Raw genomic sequence first — 18488 nt, forward strand, 5'->3', positions numbered from 1 at the left:
ACCCCGGAGAGGGTCAGGCGAAGACGATGGTGCGCCCCGCGTACAGCAGCACCCGGCGTTCGGCGTGCCAGGTGACGGCCCGGGCCAGGGCCATCGCCTCCAGATCACGGCCGCGGGCGGTGAGCTCGGCCGGGCCGTGCGCGTGGTCGACCCGGACGAAGTCCTGCTCGATGATCGGACCCTCGTCCAGCGCCGCCGTGACGTAGTGCGCGGTCGCCCCGATGACCTTGACCCCCCGCGCGTACGCCTGGGCGTAGGGCCGTGCGCCCTTGAAGCTGGGCAGCAGGCTGTGGTGGATGTTGATGATCCGGCCGGGGAAGTCACCGCACAACCGGTCGGAGAGCACCTGCATGTACCGGGCCAGCACGATGGTGTCCGCCTCGTACCGGGCCACCACGGCGCGCAGGTCGTCCTCGGCGGCCTGCTTGGTGTCCGCGGTGACCGGGATGTGGTGGAACGGCAGGCCGTGCCAGGTCACCAGGTCCTCGAAATCGCGATGGTTGGACACCACGGCGACGATCTCGGCGGGCAGCGCCCCCGAGCGGGAGCGGAACAGCAGGTCGTTCAGGCAGTGCCCCTGCTGGGACACCATGACGACCAGGCGGGCGGGCCGTGCGGTGTCGGCCAGCTGGTAGGTCATCGCGAACTCGGTCGCCACCGGGTCGAAGCGGGCGCGCAGGTCGTCCACCTCGATGGCGCCGACCTCGCTGCGCAGATGGACCCGCATGAAGAACTGTCCGGTGGAGGCGTCGCCGAACTGCTGGCTGTCGAGGATGGTGCAGCCCTGGTCGGCGAGGAACCCGGCCACCGTCCACACGATGCCGCGCCGGTCGGCGCAGGACAGGGTGAGCACGAAGGCCCGTCCGGGTTCCCGGGTGGGCGGGGACAGGGTGGTCACGTGACGGGTCCGTTCCGGTGCAGGAGGGGCCCCACCCGCCGGGCGGGGGGACGACCGCGCTGGTGCCGCGGCGTGTCGACGGTACCGGCTGGGTCGGTCCGCGCCGCTCGGCCCACGCGACCGGACCCGGCCGGGGCCCGGCCTCGGCGGGGTCAGCGGGCCGCGTGCAGAGCCGACCGGGGCGAGGTGGGATCCAGGGTCGCCCCGGGTTCCAGGACGGCGCCCGCGGCCACCCGTCGGCGGGCGCCGATCAGCACCGGCACCGGCTCGTCGGCGGTGTTCGAGCCCACCCGGGCGTCCCGCCCGACGGATGCGTTCTCCGCCACCACCGACCGTTCCACCCGTGCCCCGGCCCGGATCACCACGTCGTGCATGAGCACGCTGTCCTGGACGTGCGCGCCCGCCTCGACGCGCACGCCGGGCCCGAGGATCGAGTTCACCACCGAGCCGGCCACGTCCGCCCCGGGGGACAGCCAGGCCCGCTCGAGCTCCGCGCCCGACCGCACCCGGGCCGGGCTGCGGATCGGCATGGAGGTGAGCATCGGCCAGTCCTCGTCGTCCAGCCGTAGCGCCGGCCGGTCGCGGAGCAGATCCAGCTGTCCGTCCAGGTAGGACTCCGGGGTGCCGAGGTCGCGCCAGTACCCCTGGTGCCGCACGGCGCCGACCCGGCCCCCGTCCACCATCGACGGGATCAGCCGGTCGCCGTAGTCACCCAGCTCGCCGCCCGCGGCGGTCAGCGCCGAGAGGTGCTCGGCCAGTGCGGCCGGGGAGTACAGGAACACCTCGGTCCCCACCTCGCGGCCGGCCGGCTCGTCGGGCTTGTTGTCCACGGCGGTGACCCGGCCGCCGTCGCTCCGCACCACCAGCGCCCGCGCCGCGTCGGCGGCCCGGGGGACCGTGGTGGTCACGATGGTGGCCTCGTTCCCGCTCTCCAGGTGTTCGGTGATCACCGGCCGGTGGTCGAGCCGGAACAGGTGGTCCGCGCTGCAGACGACGAGGACGTCCGGGTCCAGCGCCTCGATGACGGGCCAGTTCTGCAGCAGGGCGGAGGCGTTGCCCTGGGCGAAGCCGTCCTGGTCCTGGCCCTGGTAGGGCGGCAGGGTGCGGAAGCCGCCGCGGGTGCGGTCCAGGTCCCAGGGTCGGCCGCCGGCCAGGTGTTCGTCGAGCAGGTGCGGTTCGTACTGCTGCAGCACCCAGACGTGCCCCAGCCCGCTGTGCGCCGCGTTCGACAGGGCGATGTCGATGAGGCGGTAGTGCCCGCCGACCGGCAGCGAGGGCTTGGCCCGGCCGACCGTGAGCGGTCCCAGTCGGGACCCCTGTCCGCCGGCGAGCACGATGCACAGGACACGCGGGGAGGACGACATCCCGACCATCCTGCCGGGCGGCCCGCCCGGCCGCACCGGGGAGACCGGCCGGCGGCCCCGACCGAGCACGGCGGGGGGAGGACGGCGCCGACCCCGGGTGCAGCCGCCCACGCGGCGACGACGAGACTGGCGCACACCCGCCGGTCGACTCCGGTCATCCGACGGGCCCTGTACCCCACGTCCCGACACCCGATGGTGCCCTGACCTCCCGGAGGCCCCCATGAGCCCGACCGCATCCGATCCCTCCACCGGGTCGACCCAGCAGTCACCGGCCTGGCAGGCGCTGCGCGATCACCTGCCCACCGTCGAGAACCTGCACCTGCGGCAGATCTTCGCCGACGACCCGGACCGGGGCAGTGAGCTCGCCGCCCACGCCGGTGACCTCTACGTCGACTACTCCAAGCACCGGGTCACCCGCGAGACCCTCGGTCTGCTGCGGGATCTCACCGCGGCGAGCGGTCTGCGGGAGCGGATCGACGCGATGTTCGCCGGGGAGCACATCAACTCCACCGAGGACCGCGCGGTGCTGCACACCGCGCTGCGTCTGCCGCGTCACGCCGAGCTGACGGTCGACGGGCAGGACGTCGTCGCGGAGGTGCACGAGGTGCTCGACCGGATGGGCGAGTTCGCCGGACGGGTCCGCTCCGGGGAGTGGACCGGTGCCACCGGCAAGCCCATCGCGGCGGTGGTGAACATCGGCATCGGCGGGTCCGATCTGGGCCCGGTGATGGCCCACGAGGCGCTGAAGAGCTACGCGCAGCGGTCCCTGGATTGCCGTTTCGTCTCCAACATCGACCCCACGGACGTCTACGAGAAGACCCTCGATCTGGACCCCGAGACCACGCTGTTCATCGTGGCCTCTAAGACCTTCACCACCCTGGAGACGCTGACCAACGCCCGGCTGGCCCGCACCTGGCTGACCGACGGTCTCGCGTCCGCGGCGGGGCTGACCGCGGAGCAGGCGCAGGACGCCGTCGCGCAGCACTTCGTCGCGGTGTCCACCAACGAGAAGCTGGTCGGCGAGTTCGGCATCGACACCGCCAACATGTACGGGTTCTGGGACTGGGTGGGTGGGCGGTACTCGTTCGACTCCGCCGTCGGGCTGTCGCTCATGATCGCCATCGGCCAGGACCAGTTCGCCGAGATGCTGGCCGGCTTCCACGCGATGGACGAACACTTCCGCACGACGCCGTTCGAGCAGAACGTGCCCGTCCTGCTCGGCCTGTTGAACGTCTGGTACGTGGACTTCTTCGGCTCGCAGACCCACGCCGTCCTGCCGTACTCGCAGTACCTGCTGCGGTTCCCGGCCTACCTGCAGCAGCTGACCATGGAGAGCAACGGCAAGTCGGTGCGACTGGACGGCACCGCCGTGCAGTGCGACACCGGCGAGATCTTCTGGGGCGAGCCGGGTACCAACGGCCAGCACGCGTTCTACCAGTTGATCCACCAGGGGACCCGGCTGATCCCGGCCGACTTCATCGGCTTCGTGGAGCCCAACCACGCCCTCTCCGACGCCGACGGTGGGCAGGTCGCCGGCGGGACCGACGTCCACGACCTGTTCATGTCGAACTACTTCGCGCAGAGCGCGGCGCTTGCCTTCGGCAAGACCGCCGAGGAGATCGCGGCGGAGGGCGTGGCCGCGGACGTGGTGCCGCACAAGGTGATGCCGGGCAACCGGCCGTCCACGTCGATCATGGCGCAGCGCCTCACCCCGTCGGTGCTGGGCCAGTTGGTCGCCCTCTACGAGCACATCACCTTCGTCCAGGGCGTGATCTGGGGCATCAACAGCTTCGACCAGTGGGGGGTCGAGCTGGGCAAGGCCATGGCCAAGGAGCTGGCCCCGATGCTGACCGGCGAGCAGAGCACGCAGGGCCAGGACGACTCGACGGTCACCCTGGTGCGCCGCTACCTGCAGGGCCGCGGGCGGGCCCAGGCCTGATCCGTGCACGGCGCGTCCGGTCGGTCGCCCGGTCTCCAGGACCGGGCGCACCGACCGGTTCGATCTGGTGTCACTCTTCGTCACGTGACGGCGGTCACCAGGGGTGACGGGACCCGTTTCCGCCCCGGACGACTGGGCGGAGTACCCCCGATCGAGTGAAAATTGCCACCCCGAAAGGCCCAGCGTCGATCGGGGCAATCCGGCAGGCCACCGGCAACGATCTGGGAAAACGATGGAAGAGACCGTTCGGACACTGGATCGTGACCGGTTCGAGATACGCCGGGAAGTCCTTGCACGTTCAGGTTCGGTCCGTATGGTCGCCTTCGGTCGAGGGGAAGCCCACGGCCACCCACACCACCTCGAGACCCAGCGCCGAACGCTGTCCACCCGGGTCTCGGGACCTCCCGATCGGAAGAAAGCTCGGACAGCGGCGGGGAACCCACCGAAGTACGGGGATCGCACCACGATCCCCTCGGGGTGAAGCCGGAGAGATCCGGCCGGGCGATGACCCCCTGGACGTCCTGACACGACGACCAGCGCCCGAATCCGACAGCTCACCTCGCAGGCGCAGCCAGGGGATCAACATGTCGAACTACATCGGACGCCACCGCAAGGCCTCCAAGACCCGCTCCATCGCCGTCAAGGGCGCGACCGTCGGTGTCATCGCCGGTGCCGCCGCCCTCGGCCTGTCCGGCACCGCCTCGGCGGCGCCCGACTCCACCTGGGACGCGGTCGCGCAGTGCGAGAGCAGTGGCAACTGGTCGATCAACACCGGCAACGGCTACTACGGCGGCCTGCAGTTCTCGCAGTCCACCTGGAACGCCTTCGGCGGCCAGGAGTACGCCTCCCGCGCCGATCTGGCCACCAAGGCCCAGCAGATCGCCATCGCCGAGAAGACCCTGGCCGGCCAGGGCTGGGGCGCGTGGGCCTGTGCCTACGCCGGTGGCCAGGAGGGTCCGACGCAGCGCAGCGTGGCCGCCGACAGTGGGTCCTCCAGCCGTTCGCAGGCTGCGGAGACCGAGCAGGCGCCCGCCGCCTCCCGCTCGCGCTCCAGCGAGCGCACGGAGTCCGTCGAGTCCACCCGGGCCACCGTGTCCGAGGGCGAGTCCCGCTCGAGCCGGCACAGCGAGTCCGCTGAGGCGCCGGTCGTCGCGGCCAGCGCGGCCGACGGCACCTACACCGTCGTCTCCGGCGACACGCTGTCGAAGATCGCCACCGCCCAGGGCGTCTCCGGTGGTTGGGAGGCCGTGTTCGCGGCCAACCAGGACATCATCAGCAACGCCGACCTGATCTACCCGGGCCAGGTCATCCGCCTCGGCTGATCCACCCTGCGACACCTGACGGGCGTCCCACCTCCTCGCGGAGATGGGGCGCCCGTCCTCGTACCGGGACCCTCGGGCCCAGCTGCGGACCCGCCGCGACACCCGCCCGGCGGCCGACGGCCTCGGACTGTCGGGAGGGGATGTCCGCATCGCCGTCCGGCACTCGGTCAGCGGGGGACCGGCACCACCGTGTAGCCGGCGGTGAGCGGCGACTCCACCCCGAAGCGCGCGTTGACGGCCCACAGCGACCCACCGGACCGGGTGACCGTGGTCGGCACGTCGAACTGCGGGCTGGTGATGGTCCGCACGAGCTCACCGCGGTCGCCCGTGCGGGACAGCCGGAACTCCGCGATGCGGTTCAGCCGGTTCTGCACGACGTACAGGGTGCGGCCCTGCCGCAACAGGCCGTCCCCGTTGAGCACGTCGACCCCGCCCAGGTCGACCGGGGTGGTCACCCCGGTCCGGGGATCGAGCCGGAACAGCAGCCCGGCGTTGGACTGCACGACGAGCAGACCCTTCCCGTCCGGCGTGGTCTCGATGCCGTTCAGGTTGGTCGCACCGGGCACCACCTGCACGGCGCCGGTCAGCGGCAGGGCGGAGAACGAGTCCGGCAGGCTACGGCCGGTCAGCGCGACGACGTAGACCACCGGGAACCGTGAGTCGGTGAAGTAGGCGGCCCGCTCGGTGACCACCACGTCGTTGATGAACGCCGCGCCGCTGCCGTCGAAGGTGTACCGGGCGAGTTCCGCGCCGGTCCGGGTGTCGTAGACCGTGCCCAGTCCGGTGGACCCGCCGGCGACCCACAGGCGCTGACGGGAGTCGACCTCGGTCCCGGCCGCGAATCCGCCGGTGGTGCCCGGTACGAGGACGGCACCCTCACCCGTACGCAGGCTGCCCCGGTAGATGGCTCCGTCGGTCCGCGAGCCGACGAAGAAGGTGGAACCGGTACTGGAGATGCCCTCGGGCTGGAAACCGGCGGGCAGGTCGATGGAGGTCGGCCGGCCCGGACCGCCGCCGGGATGGGCGGTCGCGACAGGGGCCGACACCACCCCCACGGTGAGGGCGAGCAGGACGGGGGTGAGGACTCGGACCCATCGCACACGCATGCGGCTCCACGTCGAGGGATGTCGTCCCTCCTGCATACGCGATACCCGACCGCGCCGTTCAGTGGGCCCGAACGGGCTCCGACGCGCGACGACAAGAAAAGTTGTCCACGACAATCAGGATTGTCGTTGACAACACAGGTTGTCGGCGGGCATGCTTCCTGCATGGAGCTGGCCGAGATGTACGACTACATCGAGTCCCTGCTGGCGGAGGCGGTCACCATGCCGCATCCCCCGGAGGACGAGATGGAGGCGGAGCTCCGCCGCATCAAGCTGCTCTCCCGGGCCCGGCTGGTCCTCGACATCATGGAAGCCCAGTCGGTGCACGCGCTCCGCACCACCCTGCCCCAGGCCAGCTACGACACCATCGGGCACGCCCAGGGCATCAGCAAGCAGGCCAGCCGGATCCGGCACACCAAGCTGGAGCAGGTGCTCAAGGTGCACCAGATGGACGGCCGTCGCCACAGCCTGGCCAAGGCGGTGGTCAGCACCAAGCACCGCCGGGCGGCCAAACCCGTCCGCCGCGCCCGTCGCACGCCGGCGTCCCCGCCGGACTGATCGATCGGCCGCCGGCCGACCGTTGGGGGTCGTGACTGCCGAAAATCCCTGTGGGACATCGACTCCGCCACCTCACAGCAGCATCCTGCACCCCGCCGGTGCCGCGGCCCGATCTGTGCGGCACCTGCTCGCCCGTCCCGCACCGTCCACGCAGTCCCGTCGGGCCTGCGTCCCTGGAACGACCCGAAAGGAACCCCTCATGTCCGATCCCAAGCTCGTCGAGGAGCACACCTCCGCCTTCTTCGGCACCGCCGTGGTCTTCCTCGGTGCGGTCGCCGTCTGGAACGCGGTCAACGTGCTGCTGCTCGACATCACCGTGCAGCAGCGCTACACCCTGGCCATGGGGTTCCTGTGCTCCATGTTCGCCGTGGTCGTCGTCTCCAAGGTGGTGCGTGACCGGGAGGAGTCCCGCAAGCTGGTCAACGGGATCCAGCGCGCCCGCTACGAGGAGATCCTCACGAGCACCCCGGCCCCGGGTCTCGGCAAGTTCTGAGCCGGCCGCGCCGATCGCCCGGTCGCACCCGGCTCCACCACGACAGCGGTCCCGTTCCCGACCGGGAACGGGACCGCTGTGCGTGCCGGGCAGGTGCCGGGTCAGTGGCCTTCGCGCAGGTGCGTGAGCACCTCGGTGAGCGTGGAGGTCGCCAGCCCGATGCAGGTGTCGGCAGCCCCGTAGTAGAGGCGGATCTCGTCGGTGGGTTCGTCCCAGACCAGGCCGCAGGGGAAGACGACCCCGGGCACGTCGCCGACCAGTTCGTACTGCTCGCGCGGGCTCATCACCCACTCCTCGCAGCGGGCGATGACCTTGCTCGGGTCGTCCAGGTCGAGCAGGGCCAGACCGGCCCGGTACAACGCCCCGGCCACGGTCTGCCGCACCCCGTGGTAGACCAGCAGCCAGCCGTCGGGGGTCTCCAGCGGCGGCGGCCCGATGCCGATGCGGGCCGAGTCCCAGGACCCGCCGGTGCGGGCGCTCATCACCGGTTCCGGCTCGCCCCACTGCTGCAGATCCGGTGACCGGCTGAGCCAGATGTCGGCCCGTCCGCCGGACACGGTCATCGGCCGGTGGAACAGGATGAACTGCCCACCCACCCGGCGCGACAGCAGCGCCGCGTTCTTGTCCTCGGGGGGCCGGATGACGCCCAGGCGCTCGACGGTGCGGAAGTCGCGGGTGGTGGCCAGCGACACGGCCGGCCCGCCGGGGCCGAACGAGGTGTAGGTGATCGTCCAGAGGTCGAGTTCGTCGATCCGGGTGATCCGGGCGTCCTCCAGACCCCAGGACTCGCCGGGCACATCCGGTTGCGGAGCGAGCAGTGGGGTCTCGTCCACGACCCAGTTGGAGACGCCGTCCTTCGACCGGGCGACCGTCAGGTGGCTGATCCCACGGCGGTCCTCGACGCGGCACAGCAGGACGGTCTCGTCCCCGACGGTGGTGGCCCCGGCGTTCATGACCGCGTTGATGCGGTACGGCCAGCGGTTGGGGGCCAACAGCGGGTTGCCCACCGCCCGCCGGAAGAGGTCGTCACTCAGTGCGCTCACAGGGCGGTTCATATCACTCAAGGTAGCCGCTCCACCGCTGTGCGATGGACCCGCCCCTCCGGTTGGCGATCTTGTCGGTCGCGAGGCGGCGGGGCGATCGGGTGGTCAGCGGGAACTGGAGGACGACGGCGGGAGCGAGGACTGCAGACCGGCGTTCTCCAGCTCGAGCAGGGCCTGCAGGAAGGCCAGTGTCGACTCCGCGCCCTCGTTGTCGTTCAGTGCCTCGTCACCCAGGCCGTCGTGGCACCCACCGGTGGCGAAGTCGTACACCGGCACGCCGAGCCGGTTCCGGCCGTAGAACCACTCCAGCGAGCGCACCGCCAACACCCCGTGGGCCTCGTCCCCGGTCACCCGCCGTGCGTCGGCGAACGCCTCGGCCAGCGCGGAGGCATCGAGTGGCTGCTCGTCACCCTCGCTGGGCGGGGAGTCGCCCACCGGCAGGTCGGGGTCGTCGTGATCGTCCTGGGCGCTGCGCCACCGGTTGCCGACCAGCCGCACGTGCTCGCCGGCCAACCCGCACTCGTCGGCGTACCACTGCAGCGCCTCGAGTCCGGCGTCGACCATGCCGCTGTCGCCCAGGCGCTCGCCGGCGGCGATCAGGGCCTGCGGCAACCGCGCGTTGTCGTAGGTCAGCGTGGGTTCGAACCAGTGCCAGCCCTCACGGTTCCAGTCCCGGTAGGCACTGAGCAGACGGGTGGACAGCGCGCGCAGCAGATCGACGAGATCACCGGGCAGGGCGTCGAGTTCCGGCCGGGTGAGACCGACCACCGTGAGCGCGGCGGCCCGCAGGCTGTCGACCGTGCGCAACCGATCGGCCATGGCCCGCAACAGATCCAGAGCGGGGCGCCGGACCGACCGGGGCGGGTGGGCGGCCACCACGGCCCCCAGGGCCCAGGCCGTGCGACCCAGGTGGTCACCGTCGTGCGGCTCGTCGAGCCACTGCCGGTCGTAGCCCATGAAGTTTCGCATCAGGCCGGTGTCCGGGTCGAAGGCGTGCAGCAGGAACGCCAGGCCGCGGGCGAGCATGCGGTCGTACACCCCGGAGTCACCGGACCGTTCCATCCCGATGGCCACGATGACCTGACGGGCCACGTCGTCCACGCAGTAGCCACTGGAGCGCAGCGGGACGACACCCCGGGCGTGCTGGATGATCCCGACGTCGTCGCTCAGGCTCAGCAGGTGGTCCGGGCGCAGGCGCGGCCCGGAGGCCGGGGCGACGGGCTTGCGGCGCCCGGCGGGGCCGAGCTCCCGCGCCTCGCGCAGCACGGTCATGATCTGTCCGCCGACGGCCGGCCAGGCCAGCTTGGCGCCCACCCGGCGGGCCTCGGTCCGCGCCGCGGCCAGCCGCTGCGGGTCGTCGAGGAAGTCGATGACCGCGCGGCCCAGCGCAGGGGAGTCGTCGAACGGCACGAGCACGCCGGCACCCGAGGCGAGCAGGTCCTCGGCGTAGTAGTACGGCGTGGACACCACCGGGCAACCGGCAGCGACCGCGAAGGTCAGGGCGCCGGAGACGATCTGCTCGCGTGAGCGGTACGGCGTCAGGTAGATGTCGGTCGAGGCCAGCAGGGCGGCCAGCTCCTCGTCGGTGAGGAAGCGGTCCAGGAAGTGCACGTGATCGGTCAACCCCAGGTCGCGGACCAGCCGCTCCAGGCCGAGCCGGTACTTCTCGCCCTCGCGCTTGACCACCTCGGGGTGGGTCTGGCCGGCGATCAGGTACAGCACCTCGGGGTGGGCGGCCACCACGGCGGGCAGCGCCCTGATGGCCACCTCCAGCGCCTTGCCCTCGGAGATCAGGCCGAACGTGCTGAGCACGGTGCGGCCCTCGAGGCGTTCGATGGCCGGCCGGGAGGTGTCGGCGGCCGCCGGGCCGCCCACGGCCACCCGGACGTCCTTGCTCGGCGAGTGCGGCAGCAGGATGGTCGGGGCACCGTGCGGGACGACCCGGATGCGTTCCGGGGCGACCAGCCGCTGGCTCACGACCATCCGCCGGGCGGTCTCGGTGAACACGGTGACCAGGGTGGCGTGGCGGCACAACGCGCGCAGCGTCTCGGCCTGCGACACCGACGGGCGGGACAGCACGGTGTGCAGGGTCAGCACCAGGGGCTGGCTGAGCTCCTGGACCAGGGACAGCAGGTAGGCCCCGTCCGGACCGCCGAAGATGCCGTACTCGTGCTCGACGAGGACGACGTCGGTCCCGCGGGAATCCACGATCTGGGCGACGGCCGGGTAGTCGCTGCGGACGTCCTGCCGGATGAGCGGGAGGACGTCGGGGTCGGTCTGCTCGGTCTGCTCCCGGACGATCGAGATGATGTCGACGTCGATGGTCGGCGAGCTCTCCCGCAGGGCGGCGCGCAGATCCTGGGAGAACGTGCCGATGCCGCAGGGGCGCGGCGGGAAGGTGCTGACGACGGCGACGCGCACCCGGGGCCTCCAGAGACCGTGAGGGCCCGGACTCTGCCGCCCGGACCAGGCACCGAACCTATACCGCGTACGGGGGGTGGGCCGACGTGCCGTCGGGCGCCCCGACCGCCCCGAACAGGTGGAACCGGCCCGGGCGGGCGGGTCGGTGTTGATGGGGGACGCCGGGCGGGGGAGGATCGCGACGTCGGCGCCGCTGCGTCGGGTGGGGACGTGCGGGGGGCCCGCCCGTCGACGATGGGGCGATCCGTGAGCACACCGACCGCGACGGCGCCGGGCACGACGGCGCCGGTCGACCCGGCGCTCGTCGCCACCGCGGACGACGTCACCGACGAGGACGACGGAGCCGCGCACGACATCGGCGCCCGCCCTGCCACCGCAGCGCGGGTCCAGGCCCGCGGCCGGTGGCGCCGGCGGACCCTGGTCACCGCCGTGGCCGGGGTGCTGCTGCTGGCCGGGTGTTCGGCCGACCCGCCCGTGGTCGACCTGCCCGGCGGCCCGGACCTGGTGGCGCGGTCCGCGACGGCGATGCGCGCGGTCACCAGTGCCTCGTTCGCCATCGCGGTGACCGGGCAGTTGCCGGAACTCACCATCACCAAGGCCGACGGGGTGCTCACCGCGGAGGGCGACGCCCAGGGCACCGCCACCGCGTTGCAGTTCGGGCAGCTCCTCGAGGTCGAGTTCGTGGTCACCGCGGGCGATCTCTACCTGAAGGGCCCGACCGGCGGATACACCAAGCTGGCCGGCGCCTTCGCCGACGCCGTGTACGACCCGACCGCCATCCTGGACCCGGACCGGGGGGTGGTGAAGGTCGTCGAGTCGATGTCCGACCCGACCGTGGCCGGCCGGTCCGACGGCGGCTACCAGCTGACCGGGGGAGTACCGCAGGCCGTGGCCGTGGGTCTGGCCCCCGGGATCACCTCCGACGTGGCCGCCACCGTCACGGTCGACGCGGCCACCTCCCGGGTCACCGATCTGCGCTTCGACCTGGACGGCGCGGACGGCCAGGCCGCCTCGGTCGGCCTGACCTTCGCCGACTTCGACCAGGCCGTCTCGATCACCCCGCCGTCGTGAACCGACGGTGGGCCGTCGGCGCGGCCGGGTTGGCCGTGCTGGTCGGCGCGCTGGACGCCTACGTGGTCGTCGGGCTGCTGGTGGACATGGTCCGCGATCTCGGCATCCCGGCCAACCGGCTGGAGCAGGCCACCCCGGTGATCACCGGATATCTGCTCGGGTACGTGGCCGGCATGCCGCTGCTGGGGCAGCTGTCGGACCGCTTCGGCCGCCGCGCCGTCCTGCAGGCGTGCCTGCTGGCGTTCGCGGCCGGCTCGGTGGTCACCGCACTGGCCGGTGACGTCCCGGTCCTGGTCGCCGGCCGGGTGGTGCAGGGTGCGGCCGGCGGGGCCCTGCTCCCGGTGACCCTCGCCCTGGTCGCCGATCTCTGGGACCGCGGCCGGTCCCGGGTGCTCGGGGCGGTGGGCGGCGCGCAGGAGTTGGGCAGTGTGCTGGGCACGCTCTACGGCGTCGGCGTGGCCGCCCTGGCCCAGGCCTGGTCGGTCACCCGCGGTCTGGAGGCGGAGAGCTGGCGCTGGGTGTTCTGGGTCAACCTGCCCCTCACCGCGGTGGCGATGGTGGTCGTGCAGCGGACGGTGGCCGGCGGGCGACCGCCCGGGGCGGCCACCGCCCGGGTGGACGTGGTCGGCGGCGCGTTGCTGGCCCTGGCGCTCGGCCTGGTCGTCGTGGGGCTGTACAACCCGGACCCGGAGAACGCCGTGCTGCCGCGCTGGGGGCTGCCGGTGCTGGCCGCGGCCGTGGTCGCCGGGCTCGTCTTCGTGTGGTGGGAGCGCCGGTCCACGGTGATGCTGCTCGACCCGGCCGGGGTGGCGATGCGGCCGTTCCTGGCGTGCCTGGGCGTCAGCCTCGCCGCCGGCGCGGCGTTGATGGTCACCCTGGTGGACGTCGAGCTCGTCGCCCACACGCTCCTGGGCACGGAGTCGGGGGCGGCGGCGCGCATGCTGCTGCCGTTCCTGGTCGCGCTGCCCGTCGGCGCCCTGGCCGGCGGGTCGTGGTCCGCGCGGTTCGGCAACCGGGGCGTCACCGTTGCCGGGCTGATCCTGGCCGCCGGGGCCTATCTGCTGATCGCCGGTTGGCCGGTCGACGCGCTGTCCGCCCGGCATCTCGGGATCCCCGCCGTGCCGGTCGATCTGGCCCTGGCCGGACTCGGGCTGGGTCTGGTGATCGCCCCGGTGGCCAATGCGGTGTTGCAGGTGGTGCCCGCCGGCCGGCACGGCATCGCCTCGGCCGCCGTCGTGGTCGCCCGGATGACCGGGATGCTCGTCGGGGTGGCGGCGTTGACCGCATGGGGGCTGCACCGGTTCCGCGAGCTGACCGCGGATCTGGACACCCCGCTGCCGATCGGCATCACCGAGGACGAGTTCACCCGCGAACTGGCCGCCTACCAGGACGCGTTGTCCGCCGCACTGCTCACCGAGTACCGGGAGATCTTCTGGATCACCGCGGGCATCTGCCTGCTCGGGGCGGCCGCTGCGCTGCTGCTCCCCGGGCGGGTGCACGCCGAGCGCCCCGACCGGGCGTCGGCCGATCCTGTCGGGTGATCCGGGGTCACCCGCGCACGGTGTCGAAGAGCCGGGCAGCCCGGCGGCTCGTCAGCACGTCCTCGAGGCCGATCGGTGTGCCGTCCGGGCCGGACAACGGCACCCGCCAGTTCGGGTACTCGTCGATCGTCCCCGGCTGGTTCTGCGTCCGGGGGTCGCCCACCGCGTCGGTCAGCGAGACGCAGAGCAGACGGGACGGCGTCCAGGTCAGGTAGCGGTGCAGACCGATCACCAGGTCCTCGACGCTCACCTCGCCGTCGGCGGGGACGGCGCCGCGCTCGCGCAGGGTCTGCAACCACGCCTCCCGCTCGGCGCCGTCCGCGGCCAGTTCGTCCTCCAGCGTGCGGGTGAGCAGGCCGAGCCGGTGCCGCAGCCGGACGTGCTCCCCGGCCAGGTACCCGGCGGTGGGCGGCAGGTCGTGGGTGGTCACCGAGGCCAGGCAGTACTCCCGCCACCACTCGGGACGCAGCGGCCGGTCGCCGCCGTCCGGTCCGGCGCCGTACTCGAACTCGAACCACAGGATGGACGTGCCGAGAATGCCGCGTTCGCGGAGGAAGTCACGGACCCACGGCTCGACCGTGCCCAGGTCCTCGCCGACCACCAGGGCGCCCGCCCGATGGGCCTCCAGGGCCAGGATGCCGATCATCGCCTCGTGGTCGTACCGGACGTAGGTGCCCTGGGTGGGCTCGTGCCCGGCCGGGATCCACCACAGCCGGAACAACCCGATGATGTGGTCGACGCGGACCCCGCCGGCGTGGCGCAGCACGGTGGCGACCAGTTCCCGGAACGGCGCGTACCCGAGCTCGGCCAGCCGGTCCGGCCGCCACGGCGGTTGTGCCCAGTCCTGCCCGGCCTGGTTGAAGGCGTCCGGCGGGGCGCCGACGCTGACCCCGGCGGCGTAGCTGTCCTGCAGGCTCCAGGCGTCGGCACCGCGTGGGTGCACCCCGACGGCCAGGTCGTGCACGATGCCCAGCGTCATCCCCGCGTCGACCGCGGCGGCCTGCGCGGCGCCGAGCTGTTCGTCCAGGCACCACTGCAGCCACCGCTGGAAGTCCACCTCGTCGGCGTGCTCGCCGGCGAACGCCGCCACCTCCGGGGAGCCCGGGTGCCGGAGCCCGGCGGGCCAGTGCGCCCAGTCCGGCCCGTGCACCGTGGCCAGCGCGCACCACAGGGCGAAGCTCTGCAGCCCCGGGCCCTCCCGGTGCTGGAAGGCCGCGTAGGCGATGTCCCGGCCGGGGGTCCGGCCGGCGGCGTGCACGATGCGCAGCGCCGCCGACTTGGCCGTCCATGCGGTGTCCCGGTCGATCCGGTCGAGATCGTCCAGCCGGGTGTGCACGTCGGTGCGCAGGGCGAGGACGGCGTCGCGGTCGCCGGACGCGAGGTCGGCGAACTCCGGGATGCGCTCGACCCGCAGGTACAGCGGGTTGGCGAAGCGCCGGGTGGTCGGGAGGTAGGGCGAGGGTTCCATCGGGGCGACCGGCTCCGCGGCGTGCAGGGGGTTAACCAGCACGTACCCCGCCCCGTGGCCGGAGCCGGCCCAGACGGCGAGGTCGGTGAGATCGGTCAGGTCGCCGACACCCCAGGACTGGGCCGACCGCACGCTGTACAGCTGCGTGGCCACACCCCAGGTCCGCCGGTCGCCGGTACGGGCGGGGAAGCCGAGGAACGCGGGGGTGATGACGACGGTCGTGCTGGCCTCCTGTCCACCCGACCACACGCGCACGGTGTGGTACCCCAGGGGCAGGTCGGCGGGCAGGGCGAAGCTGGCCTCGCCGATGTCCCGGCCGTCCACATGCTCCGGTGGGGTCCAGTTCTCGAGCTGCACCAGGTCGTCACGGCGGCCGCCGTCCTCGAGATCGACCCGGATGTCCACCGCGTCCCCGTGGGTGACGTGCACCCAGCAGGTCACCGAGTGCCCCTGCCGGCCGACCAGGAAGGCGGGCAGGGTGCGGGTCCAGTGCGCACGGTGGAGGGCGGCCAGCGAATCCTGCGCCTCCTGCTCCGATCCGGCCGGCACGTCCAGGGCGGCCAGCACAGCGGTGACGGTGTCGTGCGCGACCTCGGTGTGCTGCCCCCGCCAGTCCCAGAACTCCGTGGCGATGCCGTGGGCCTGCGCCAGGGCGCGCACCGCGGGATCCAGTTCGCTCACACCGATCTCCGTCCGTCCCGGCCGGTGCTCCGGCCCGTCCGCCGACCGGACGGAGCGAACGGTAACCGACCCGTCCCACGGTGCGGCAGGGTGCGTCGGGTCAGCGATCCTGGTAGCGACCGGGCCGGTGGTTCAGGGCCAGGACCAGGTTGAGCACGATCGCGCCGGCCGCGGAGATCAGCACGTTCCCCGGGGGGACCACGGCCAGGGCGGTGAGCACCACCACCACGTCCAGTGCCATCTGCACGTACCCGGCGCGCCACCCCGTCCGCTCCTGCACGACCAGGGCCAGGATGCCGAAGCCGCCCAGGCTGGTGTGGTGCCGGAACAGGACGAGCAGCGCCACCCCGACCAGCAGGTTGCCCAGCAGGACGCCCACCACCGGGTTCAGGTGCTCCAGCCCGATGACCGACGGCAGCAGGGCCGACAGCACGGACACCGCCGCCACGCACACCGCCGAGCGCACCGTGAAGGCCCACCCCTTGGCCCGGACGGCGAGCACGAAGAACGGCAGGTTGACCAGGAAGAACAGCGCCCCGAACGGCAGCGGCGTGGCGTAGCTGACGAGCAGGGCCACCCCGGCGGTCCCCCCGGTGACGGCATGGCTGGCGGTGAGCAGGAACAGGCCGAGCGCGGCGAGCACGGTGCCGGTCAGCAGGCCCAGCGTGTCGTCCAGCACGGAGTGGTGCAGGGGGGAGCGGGCGGGAACGGGCCGGACCGGGCGATCGGTCGACGCGCTCATCGGGCGGACCCGGCGAGTGCGGTGCCGGTCGGTGCGGCGGCGGCGGTGGGTTCGGGGTCGGTGGGGTGGTGCGACCGGAGCACGGCCGGGTGGGTGAGGACGGCGACCACCCGGTCGTTGTCGGCCGGCGCGCCCAGGGTGATCCGGACCCCGTCACCGGGGTAGCCGCGGACCAGGATCTCCGCATCGTCGAAACCCCGGGTGACCCGGAGCCGGTCCGGGTCGGACAGCCGCAGGAAGACGAAGTTGGCGTGGGTCTCCGGGACGGCCCACCCGGCGGCCCGCAGGACGGCGACCACCCGGGTGCGCTCACGGTCGAGATCGGCGACCCGGACGGCCATCTCGTCGGCGGCGGCCAGCGAGGCGATCGCCGCCCGTTGGGCCAGGGCGCTGACCCCGAACGGCAGCGCGGTGCTGCGCAGCCCTGCGGCCAGGGTCGGTCGGGCCACCGCGTAGCCCACCCGCAGGCCCGCCAGGCCGTGCGCCTTGGAGAACGTCCGCAGCACGCAGACATTCCGGTGCGCGCGGTAGACGGCCAGGGCATCCACCGGCTCGGCGACGTCCGCCACGTCGGAGGTGCCGGCCGGCGGGACGAACTCGACGTACGCCTCGTCCAGCACCACCAGCACCCGGGTGGGCACCCGGGCCAGGAACGCGTCGAGGTCCGCGGCCGGGATCGGGGTACCGGTCGGATTGTTCGGGGAGCACAGCACGATGACGCGTGTGCGGTCGGTGACGGCCGCGGCCATGGCCGCCAGGTCGTGCGACTCGTCGGCCCGCAGCGGCACCCGGACACCCGTCGCGCCGGCGATCCCGGTGAGGATCGGGTACGCCTCGAACGACCGCCACGCGAAGACGACCTCGTCACCGTGGTCGCACACCGTGGTCAGGATCTGCTGCAGGACACCGACCGACCCGGGGCCCACCGCGATCTCGTCGGCACCGACGGACAGGTGGCCGGCGAGCGCCTCGCGCAGGTCCACGCAGGCCGGGTCCGGGTACCGGTTCAGTGCCCCCGCCGCGTCGCGCACCGCACGGAGCACCGACGGCAGGGGTGCGTGGTGGCTTTCGTTGGCGGCCAGGGCGGCGGTGCCCGGGGTGGCTGCCCGACGTCCGGCGACGTACGCGGGCAACGCCCGCACCGCCGCACGCAGCACGGGGGCGCGCAGGCCCGGCTCGGTGAGCCCCGCGGTGGTGGCGGGGGGAGAGGTGGCGGGGGAGGTCATCATGGGGCCGGACGAGGCCGGGGGCGGGGTCGCGGTCATCCCTCCACCGTCGGCGAGATGAGCCTGCTGCGCAACACCCCCGCAACTGACTGCGCAGAAGAGCACCAAAATTGGTTCGTGCGTGTCATTCTGCTCAAGTGACGAGGTTGGATGCCCTGGATGCCCGGTTGCTGCTGGCGCTGGAGGTCGACCCGGACGCCACCGCGTTGTCGCTGTCCCGGTCGTTGGGCATCGCGCGCAACACCGTGCACGCCCGCCTCCGGCGGATGACCGAGACCGGCGCGTTGCGGGGGTCCAGTCTCCGGGTCGATCCGGCCGCCCTCGGCTACCCCCTGGTCGCGTTCGTCTCCATCGCACTGAGCCAGTCCGACGGTTCGTTCTCCGTCGCCGGCCTGCGCGGCATCCCCGAGGTGGTGGAGATCCACTCCACGACGGGCGAGGCCGATCTGCTGGTCAAGGTGGTCGCCCGGGACACCGCCGACCTGCTGCGCATCACCACCGGGATGCTCGGCGTGCGCGGGGTGACCAGGACGAACACCACGGTCAGCCTGGTGGAGACCATGCCGCTGCGCCTGACCGCCCTGCTCGACCGGGCCGCCCGCCCCGACGGCTGATCCG

At 72.7% G+C, this 18488-nt stretch carries 15 protein-coding genes and 1 riboswitch; of the genes, 7 read left to right on the forward strand and 8 right to left on the reverse strand.

Translation table 11 applies throughout. From position 1 onward, the window contains the following. Positions 1-13: 13 nt before the first annotated feature. Entirely contained in the window at positions 14-898 is an 885-nt protein-coding gene (gene purU, locus J2S58_RS02035) for a formyltetrahydrofolate deformylase (RefSeq protein WP_306826224.1), read from the reverse strand. 152 nt (positions 899-1050) lie between these two features. Further along, positions 1051-2262, reverse strand: coding sequence for a glucose-1-phosphate adenylyltransferase family protein (locus tag J2S58_RS02040; protein ID WP_205255347.1), 1212 nt, complete (start codon positions 2260-2262; stop codon positions 1051-1053). Between the two features lie 220 nt (positions 2263-2482). Between J2S58_RS02040 and pgi the strand changes: the two genes are divergently transcribed. Then, entirely contained in the window at positions 2483-4201 is a 1719-nt protein-coding gene (pgi, locus tag J2S58_RS02045) for a glucose-6-phosphate isomerase (protein ID WP_205255348.1), read from the forward strand. Positions 4202-4593: 392 nt separating this feature from the next. Continuing rightward, positions 4594-4784, forward strand: a riboswitch (cyclic di-AMP (ydaO/yuaA leader). A gap of 1 nt (position 4785) precedes the next feature. Continuing rightward, entirely contained in the window at positions 4786-5523 is a 738-nt protein-coding gene (locus tag J2S58_RS02050) for a transglycosylase family protein (protein ID WP_205255349.1), read from the forward strand. A gap of 167 nt (positions 5524-5690) precedes the next feature. On the opposite strand, the gene J2S58_RS02055 is transcribed toward J2S58_RS02050, so the two are convergent. Next, positions 5691-6629, reverse strand: a complete 939-nt coding sequence (locus J2S58_RS02055; protein ID WP_205255350.1) for an SMP-30/gluconolactonase/LRE family protein — start codon at positions 6627-6629, stop codon at positions 5691-5693. A 126-nt stretch (positions 6630-6755) separates the two neighbouring features. Between J2S58_RS02055 and J2S58_RS02060 the strand changes: the two genes are divergently transcribed. Further along, positions 6756-7184: a hypothetical protein gene (locus J2S58_RS02060; RefSeq protein WP_205255351.1), complete on the forward strand. Its 429-nt coding sequence runs from the start codon at positions 6756-6758 to the stop codon at positions 7182-7184. Between the two features lie 199 nt (positions 7185-7383). Beyond that, a complete protein-coding gene (locus J2S58_RS02065) occupies positions 7384-7677 on the forward strand; it encodes a hypothetical protein (protein ID WP_205255352.1) in 294 nt (97 codons plus the stop codon). Between the two features lie 101 nt (positions 7678-7778). Here J2S58_RS02065 and J2S58_RS02070 read toward each other — a convergent pair whose 3' ends face one another. Further along, on the reverse strand, positions 7779-8732 hold the full coding sequence (locus J2S58_RS02070; RefSeq protein ID WP_344469929.1) for a glycoside hydrolase family 130 protein: 954 nt from the start codon (positions 8730-8732) through the stop codon (positions 7779-7781). 93 nt (positions 8733-8825) lie between these two features. Further along, positions 8826-11141: a glycosyltransferase family 4 protein gene (locus J2S58_RS02075; RefSeq protein ID WP_205255354.1), complete on the reverse strand. Its 2316-nt coding sequence runs from the start codon at positions 11139-11141 to the stop codon at positions 8826-8828. Between the two features lie 246 nt (positions 11142-11387). On the opposite strand from J2S58_RS02075, the gene J2S58_RS02080 reads away from it, so the two are divergent. Both J2S58_RS02080 and J2S58_RS02085 read left to right on the forward strand, forming a co-directional pair. Next, complete coding sequence (locus tag J2S58_RS02080; RefSeq protein WP_205255355.1) at positions 11388-12212, forward strand: LppX_LprAFG lipoprotein; 825 nt, start codon at positions 11388-11390, stop codon at positions 12210-12212. Further along, positions 12209-13753, forward strand: a complete 1545-nt coding sequence (locus tag J2S58_RS02085; RefSeq protein ID WP_205255356.1) for an MFS transporter — start codon at positions 12209-12211, stop codon at positions 13751-13753. The genes J2S58_RS02080 and J2S58_RS02085 overlap by 4 nt, the downstream gene beginning before the upstream one ends. A 7-nt stretch (positions 13754-13760) precedes the next feature. Here the strand turns inward: J2S58_RS02085 and malQ are convergent, their stop codons facing one another. The 3 genes from malQ to J2S58_RS02100 all read right to left on the reverse strand — a co-directional run bounded on the left by malQ (position 13761) and on the right by J2S58_RS02100 (position 17870). Beyond that, complete coding sequence (gene malQ, locus J2S58_RS02090) at positions 13761-15902, reverse strand: 4-alpha-glucanotransferase (RefSeq protein WP_306826231.1); 2142 nt, start codon at positions 15900-15902, stop codon at positions 13761-13763. A gap of 100 nt (positions 15903-16002) precedes the next feature. Next, positions 16003-16644 (reverse strand): YitT family protein, encoded by a 642-nt coding sequence (locus tag J2S58_RS02095; protein ID WP_205255357.1) that lies wholly within the window; start codon positions 16642-16644, stop codon positions 16003-16005. After that, on the reverse strand, positions 16641-17870 hold the full coding sequence (locus J2S58_RS02100; protein ID WP_205255427.1) for a histidinol-phosphate transaminase: 1230 nt from the start codon (positions 17868-17870) through the stop codon (positions 16641-16643). The genes J2S58_RS02095 and J2S58_RS02100 overlap by 4 nt, the downstream gene beginning before the upstream one ends. A 137-nt stretch (positions 17871-18007) precedes the next feature. Between J2S58_RS02100 and J2S58_RS02105 the strand changes: the two genes are divergently transcribed. After that, positions 18008-18484, forward strand: coding sequence for an Lrp/AsnC family transcriptional regulator (locus J2S58_RS02105; protein WP_205255358.1), 477 nt, complete (start codon positions 18008-18010; stop codon positions 18482-18484). The last annotated feature ends 4 nt before the right edge of the window (positions 18485-18488 follow it).

This window comes from Nakamurella flavida (assembly GCF_030811475.1).
Taxonomy (GTDB): Bacteria; Actinomycetota; Actinomycetes; order Mycobacteriales; family Nakamurellaceae; genus Nakamurella; species Nakamurella flavida.